Source organism: Leisingera sp. MMG026 (assembly GCF_021654205.1).
In the GTDB taxonomy this organism is placed as follows: domain Bacteria; phylum Pseudomonadota; class Alphaproteobacteria; order Rhodobacterales; family Rhodobacteraceae; genus Leisingera.
Map to the genome: position 1 here is coordinate 39,011 of NZ_JAKFZM010000035.1, position 6,255 is coordinate 45,265.

Here is a 6,255-nt window from a genome sequence, read left to right on the forward strand (position 1 = left end):
CATTCACGGACTTCGGCAATTCTGCTGCAATCCCTATCTTTGCCCGGCAACACCGCGATTGCTCCGCGTCCTGCACTGCTCCTGCGCCAGATGCGCCTGAATCATCCGGGTGGAAACTGGGCGGGCAAGCACCGGCCATCTTAAGCGCGGTGAATGCCCGTCCAGTTCGTCTTCGGCAGCATCACCCAATAGGACCAGCCTCCCGCCGCGTCCCTGAACCGCCTGATCAATCTTGAGACTGGTAACCTGTTCGGATCCCGCTTCGACAAAGGCCACCGCAATCCGCCGGAATGGCGTGATCGACATCAGCGCGCATTCATGCCCCTTTTGCACACTGATTTCGGCCACCGGGTCAAAGTCCGAGATGGTATCGCAGATATCGCAAGTGATCAGGTAGTTTCTGGACACGATCAGATAGACATGTGCCCTGTCTTGATTGGGCTCTTCCATTGCTTCCGCTCCCCCCTACAGTCAAGCATTTTGGAACTTTTCCGGTTCAGGCGCATTAAACTGTGACATAGCTGCGAAAGGGGAAGGCCCGTGTCACCAACCGCCTGCCAGAATTGCCCGCTGCGCAAGCGGCCCGTTTTTACACCAATGTCGCGTGAGGAAGTCATCTTTACCCAGGAGTTTAAAACTGGAGAGCTAACGGTGGATGCAGGCACGACGATCCTGCTGGAAGGGTCTAACAGCCCGCAGTTTTATACAGTGCTGAGCGGCATGGGCACGCGCTACACGACGTTGGAAAATGGCCGCCGGCAAGTGATCAATTTTCTTTTCCCCGGCGATATAGCCGGTCTGCAGGCCAGCCTGATGGGAGAGATGAAGCATTCAGTGGAAGCGGCCACCCCGATGACGCTGTGCGTGTTCCGCCGCGCTGCGTTGTATGAGCTGTTTCAGCGGCAGCCAGAGCGCGCATACGACTTGACGTGGATTGCCGCGGTCGAGGAGCATTTCCTGGGCGAAACCATTGCGTCTCTGGGGCAGCGGGATGCTTCGCAGCGCATTTCCTGGGCACTGGTGCGGATTTACGAGCGGCTCAAATCTGTTGGCATGGAGGTGAAGGACACAGTGCCGCTGCCATACCGCCAGCAGGACCTGGCAGATGCGCTTGGCCTGTCTTTGGTACACACCAACAAGATGCTGAAAACGCTGCGGGACAGCAAACTTGCACAATGGCAGAATGGAAATCTGCAGATCAGGGACCTGCCCGCGCTTGCCGAGGTGGCGATGGTCGAATTGACCGCGCCCGAACGGCGGCCGTTGATTTGACGCAGCATTGCCAGGTGCTTCTGCCAAATCTTCCGCCTGCCTCCAGCTTCGGCTTCCTAGGTTTCAGCGGTCTCTCTGCTTCGAGTTTCTTGCGCGGGACAGGCTGCCCCGCTGCATTTGTCCCGTGGACCTGAAACACATTCTGCCCCAGATCAAGCCCGACCGTGATAATCTCTGACATGACCGCTCTACTTTGCGGATCGTTGCAGGCCCACCTTGGCACAGTGATGCCGTCGGGGGGCGGTCACATCATCAACACCCATCCGTCCTGCTCGCAAAGCCTGACATGCAGGCACCGACCATCACCTGCGTTGCAGACTGCCATGCGCCCGGCGCAGCAGATCCATTGAACCCGACTGGCGACCCATCTGCCCGATACTGCCACCACCGGGCCATCTATGACTTCCCGCTGTCCGAAGAATGGAAAGCGTGGACCGCCGTTTCCGAAGAAGTGCTTCAGAAGGATGAACTGGGCGAGTTCATTGAAGCCAATGCCAAAGACATCATGGACCCGACCCCCGCCATCATTGACGGGAAGGAAGACGAGAAAACCACAATTGGGAAAACCGCCTCATTCAGACTGCGCAGCAAATCGAAGGCCGCTATGGCCAACTGACCCAGCTGCTGCAGATGTCGCGCCAATTTCAGGTGTACGAGACCAGCGATTTGAAGCTTGTCAGCAACCGCGACACGGGCGAAGGCGAAATCCAGTTTCTGAACGAGCACAAGGACGCGGCTGGCCAGCCTCTGAAAATTCCGAAGCTGATCATCATCGCGATCCCGGTCTTCATGGGTGGAGCGGCATACCGCATGCCCGTGCGCCTCCGCTACCGCAAGGCAGGCAGCACCGTGAAACTCCTGCTGTCCGTCTACAACCCGGAAAAAGCCTTTGAAACCGCCTTCAAGGAAGCCGTCGAAGAGGCCACCAAAGAGACCGGCCTTCCTACCTTCCGGGGCACCCCGGAAGCCTGATGTCTCTTTCTTGCCCTTGAAAACAGGGGCCAGCGAAGGGCACCAAAAAAGGAGTTCCAGCATGTCAAAGCCGATGAACCCCATCCCGGTCAACTCCGCAGAGCGCATTGCCAAGGCTTACGGCTATGACCAAGTTGTTATCATCGCCCGGCGCGTCGGTGATGACCCGCACGGCGAACACGTCACTACTTATGGTCGTGACAAGGCCCATTGCAGCGCCGCCGCCCGCATCGGTGAATTTCTGAAATTCAAGGTCATGGGATGGGTCAACGATGCAAAGAAAATGCCGCGTGTCTGGATGATTTTTCGCCATGACCTTGCGGACTTCGAACAGGAAAACATCCCGCAATTTCTGTGCACCGATTTTGGAGGCGCGGCGGCGCATGCCGAGATCACCGCAGCGGAACAGGAAGTCAAGGTAATCATTGTCCCCGCCGAATTCCTGCCCCCGGAAGAGTGGGCGGAAGTGGGTGCTGTTCACGCGGCGATGGCCGCAAGCGTGAAGGGAACCTGCAATGGCTGAACAGTCGAAAATCGAATGGACGGACCACACGTTCAACCCGTGGGAAGGGTGCCAGCAGGTCGCGATTGAATGCGACCACTGCTAGGCTGAAGCCCGCGACCAGCGGTTTACCGGCGGCACCCTTTGGGGGCCGAAGGCTCCACGCCGCAGGACAAGCCCCCAGAACTGGCAAAAGCCCTGCACGTGGCAGCGTCAGGCAGATGCCTTCTTTGCCCGCCACGGGCGGCGTCAGCGGATCTTCTGCGCGTCTCTGGCTGATGTCTTTGATAATGCCGTGGACACCGCGTGGCGTGATGACCTTTGGGCGCTGATCCGGGAATGCGACAAGCTGGACTAGCAGCTGCTGACTAAGCGCCCGCAGAATATCGCAAAGATGCTGCCCGCAGATTAGGGCGATAGCTGGCCGCATGTATGGCTAGGCACCAACGCAGGCACACAGAAGACCGCAGAATTGAACATTCCGCCGCTGCTGGCCGTGCCCGCCGCCGTCCGCTTCGCCAGCCCCGAACCGCTGCTGGGGCCGATGAACCTGACGCAGCTGGCGCAGCGTGGCGGTACGGCGCTGGACGCCCTGCGCGGCGAAGGGTTCGAAACCTTCACAGGCCGCACCGCCAGCGGCCCCGGCCCCCGGCGGGTGCATCTGGTCGTCTCCGGCGGCGAAAGCGGCCCCAAGGCCCGGCCAATGCACCCGGACTGGGTACGCAGCCTGCGCGACCAATGCCAATCGGCCGGCACTCCGTTCTTCTTCAAGCGATGGGGGCACGGGCGCTCGCAATTGATCGTGACCACGACGCCCCGGATTGGCGCACGAATTACTCTGCGCCGCTTTCAAAACCCGGCTTCCGCATCCTGAACCTAACCGGCGGCCACGGCTTTCACGGCGATCGGGTCTGCCTGATGAAGCGCACCGCAAAGCAGAAGGCAGGCCGGACGCTGGACGGACAGGAATGGGACGGCATGCCATGTACGCAAAGGTTCCAGAACGCGTGCGCTGGTGACGTTCTTGAAATCATCATCCATGGGAAAAACCGAAGACTTCCTGCGCGCCATCCATGACGCAGCAGATCCCGGCGACCGGATCGAAATCCCCGTTGCCAGCTGGGGGCCGCCAAAGCCGCCCGGCGGAAACCGGCGCGCGCGGCGGGAGAAATATGCCGCTCACCGCAGGAACAAGGGGAGGGTCTGATGGTGAAACGCCAGCAGTTCACTTCTGCCCAGATCACACGCTTTGTTTAAGCAGCGCGTGCTGCTGATCCCAATGCCATTGTCGAAATTGTGACAGAGGCAGGAAAAATCCGCATTTTATCAGAATCCGAACCTGTAGCGGATTCCCCATTTGATAAATGGAAGGCCAACCGCAATGAGAGTGAAGCTCAAAGGAATTAACAAGGTCGGCAAACGCCTAGCGGACGGCCAGCGCGTCACCTACTACTATGCTTGGAAGGGCGGCCCCAGACTGCCCGAAAAACCCAGATTAGCGGAGTTTGTAGCCGCCTGCAACGAAGCCGTCACGCAAAAGTCACAGCCAAAGTCTGACACCATTCAGGCCCTGCTGAACAAGTACCAAGAGCCCCCCCAAGTGGCAAGGTCTCGGGGCCAGAACCAATAAACACTACATCGGACATATTCGGAAGATCGAAACAGAATTCGGGGCCTTCCCATTTCCGCCCTGCCCGACCGCCGCGCTCGCGCCGCAATCCCTGAGTGGCGGGACAAGATGGCCGTGAAATCCCGGATGCAGGCAGATTACGTGTTCGCCACATTCGCTTCGATTCTCGCGTGGGCTTTGGACCGGGGATTGACCGATGCCAACCCGTGCAAAAACCCCGGCAAGCTCAACCGGTCCGAACGGGCGGAATGCATTTGGGCACAGGCTGACGAAGAGGCCCTGTTTGCCATCGCACCCGAACGCATCCGCCTCGCCTATATGCTGGCGGCTTGGACCGGCCAACGCCAAGGCGATCTGCTGTCCCTGATGTGGAGTGCCTATGATGGTACTCACATCCGGCTTCGCCAAAACAAGACGAAGCGCCGCGTGGTCATCCCGGTGGCTAGCCCGCTGAAGGCCGTTCTGGATTAAGCAGCAAAGAACAAGGCCGCCGTGACGATCCTGACAACATCCAAAGGAACATCTTGGACATCCCATGGGTTCGGCGCGACATGGCGCAAGACGTTGACCAAGGCAAAGGTGTCCGGGCTGACATTCCACGATCTGCGCAGCACAGCGGTAACCCGCTTGGCAGTCGCAGGATGTGAAGTTCCGGAGATTGCGACCATAACCTGCCACAGCCTGAAAGATGTCGGCGCGATCCTAGATGCGTACTATCTCAACCGGAACACACGGTTGGCAGAATCGGCCATCAGGAAGCTGGAAGAGTACGAACGGGAAACAAAAACTCCCAACTGGCCCAAACCAGTCGCGGCGAAATCGGAAAAAGCTGTTTGTTTGAAATGGCAGGGGCATCAGGGTTCGAACCCGAGACCTACGGTTTTGGAGACCGTCGCTCTACCAACTGAGCTATACCCCTGCGGTGCGGCATTTCCTAAGGCAGACGTGTTGCGCTGGCAAGAGGAAAAACGGGCTTTCTGCGTACAGGCCTGCGGTTTGGCCGCTGCAGGCTTTGCCATGGCGCAGCCAAGCAGTTAGACAGAGCAGATAACTGCGCCCCTGCGCCGGGACGCCCGAAAATACGAGCCGCCTACCGTGAGTCTGAGAAAGAAAATCGCCGACAGCCCCGGCGTCAACCGCGCCGTCGAGGGGCTGCTTGCCGCCTATGTGCGATTCGCCTTCCGCACCTCGCGCTGGAGCCGCAGCGGTTTCGAAGAAATGGATGCCTGCGTGCGCCGTGGCGAACCGGTGATCTTTGTGCTGTGGCACCAGCGGCTGATTATGGCACCTTATCTGTTTGACACATCGCTGGGCCGCATCTGCGCCCTGACTTCCTCGGCCCGCGCCGGGCGGCTGGCCGGCCAGATTCTGGTCAGGCTTGGTTTTGAGACCATTCCGATGTCCAGCCACAAACGCCATGTGGCGCTTTCGCGTGAAGTGTTGCGCCGAACCAGGGACGGCTGTTCAATCGGGATTGCCGCCGACGGGCCGCGCGGCCCGGCGCGCATATCCTCAACCGTCCCTGTTGTCTGGGCCCGGATGACCGGCTGCCGGGTGTTCACGGTCGCGTTCGCCGGAAAAAAAGTAGTCGAGCTGCCGACCTGGGACCGCCAGATGCTGCCTCTGCCGTTTTCGCGGGGTGTGCTGATGTGCCAGGAGTGGACAGATGAAGTCCCGAAAAAGCCGACCGATGCCGAGGCAGAAAGTTTGCGCTTAAGTCTGGAAGCCTCGCTGGAGGCAATCACCGCTGCGGCAGACAGCGCCGCCGGACGGATTAGCAAGCGCCCGCAATCCCGGACCACCTGAGCACCGTTCCCTGCAAGAGAAGCGGCCCGGAAAATTGTTTCTTCCGGCCCGGAAACCGTGCCGGTTTCCGGAT

Annotated in this window: 8 protein-coding genes, 1 tRNA gene and 1 pseudogene; 8 read left to right on the forward strand and 2 right to left on the reverse strand. The window is 59.6% G+C overall.

The genetic code is table 11. The features are described from left to right. Positions 1–33 precede the first annotated feature (33 nt). The gene (locus L1069_RS17545; RefSeq protein WP_129369361.1) at positions 34–450 is read right to left on the reverse strand and encodes a hypothetical protein; all 417 of its coding nucleotides are present in this window, start codon (positions 448–450) and stop codon (positions 34–36) included. 90 nt (positions 451–540) lie between these two features. Here L1069_RS17545 and L1069_RS17550 point away from each other — a divergent pair, with 90 nt between their 5' ends. From L1069_RS17550 to L1069_RS17575, 7 genes and pseudogenes are all read left to right on the forward strand, one after another. After that, positions 541–1,272, forward strand: coding sequence for a Crp/Fnr family transcriptional regulator (locus L1069_RS17550; protein ID WP_129369360.1), 732 nt, complete (start codon positions 541–543; stop codon positions 1,270–1,272). Between the two features lie 286 nt (positions 1,273–1,558). Then, the gene (locus L1069_RS24190; protein ID WP_343328066.1) at positions 1,559–1,888 is read left to right on the forward strand and encodes a DUF2303 family protein; all 330 of its coding nucleotides are present in this window, start codon (positions 1,559–1,561) and stop codon (positions 1,886–1,888) included. 14 nt (positions 1,889–1,902) lie between these two features. After that, the gene (locus L1069_RS24195; RefSeq protein WP_343328067.1) at positions 1,903–2,244 is read left to right on the forward strand and encodes a DUF2303 family protein; all 342 of its coding nucleotides are present in this window, start codon (positions 1,903–1,905) and stop codon (positions 2,242–2,244) included. Positions 2,245–2,305: 61 nt separating this feature from the next. Beyond that, entirely contained in the window at positions 2,306–2,767 is a 462-nt protein-coding gene (locus tag L1069_RS17560; protein ID WP_237456550.1) for a hypothetical protein, read from the forward strand. Next, a pseudogene (locus L1069_RS17565) lies at positions 2,760–3,620 on the forward strand (phage Gp37/Gp68 family protein). Before L1069_RS17560 ends, L1069_RS17565 begins: the two are co-directional and overlap by 8 nt. A gap of 165 nt (positions 3,621–3,785) precedes the next feature. Beyond that, positions 3,786–3,953: a hypothetical protein gene (locus L1069_RS17570; protein WP_237456551.1), complete on the forward strand. Its 168-nt coding sequence runs from the start codon at positions 3,786–3,788 to the stop codon at positions 3,951–3,953. Positions 3,954–4,484: 531 nt separating this feature from the next. After that, positions 4,485–4,847: a hypothetical protein gene (locus L1069_RS17575; RefSeq protein ID WP_237456552.1), complete on the forward strand. Its 363-nt coding sequence runs from the start codon at positions 4,485–4,487 to the stop codon at positions 4,845–4,847. Positions 4,848–5,219: 372 nt separating this feature from the next. Here the strand turns inward: L1069_RS17575 and L1069_RS17580 are convergent. Continuing rightward, a tRNA-Trp gene (locus tag L1069_RS17580) sits at positions 5,220–5,295 on the reverse strand. 176 nt (positions 5,296–5,471) lie between these two features. Between L1069_RS17580 and L1069_RS17585 the strand changes: the two genes are divergently transcribed. Beyond that, complete coding sequence (locus tag L1069_RS17585; RefSeq protein ID WP_237456553.1) at positions 5,472–6,182, forward strand: DUF374 domain-containing protein; 711 nt, start codon at positions 5,472–5,474, stop codon at positions 6,180–6,182. Positions 6,183–6,255: the final 73 nt, after the last annotated feature.

Excerpts from the sequence above, each read along its gene's own strand:
- L1069_RS17545 (WP_129369361.1), bottom strand. The coding sequence starts at position 450 with ATGGAAGAGCCCAATCAAGACAGGGCACATGTCTATCTGATCGTGTCC.
- L1069_RS24190 (WP_343328066.1), top strand. The coding sequence starts at position 1,559 with ATGCAGGCACCGACCATCACCTGCGTTGCAGACTGCCATGCGCCCGGC.
- L1069_RS24195 (WP_343328067.1), top strand. The coding sequence starts at position 1,903 with ATGTCGCGCCAATTTCAGGTGTACGAGACCAGCGATTTGAAGCTTGTC.
- L1069_RS17560 (WP_237456550.1), top strand. The coding sequence starts at position 2,306 with ATGTCAAAGCCGATGAACCCCATCCCGGTCAACTCCGCAGAGCGCATT.
- L1069_RS17570 (WP_237456551.1), top strand. The coding sequence starts at position 3,786 with ATGGGAAAAACCGAAGACTTCCTGCGCGCCATCCATGACGCAGCAGAT.
- L1069_RS17575 (WP_237456552.1), top strand. The coding sequence starts at position 4,485 with ATGGCCGTGAAATCCCGGATGCAGGCAGATTACGTGTTCGCCACATTC.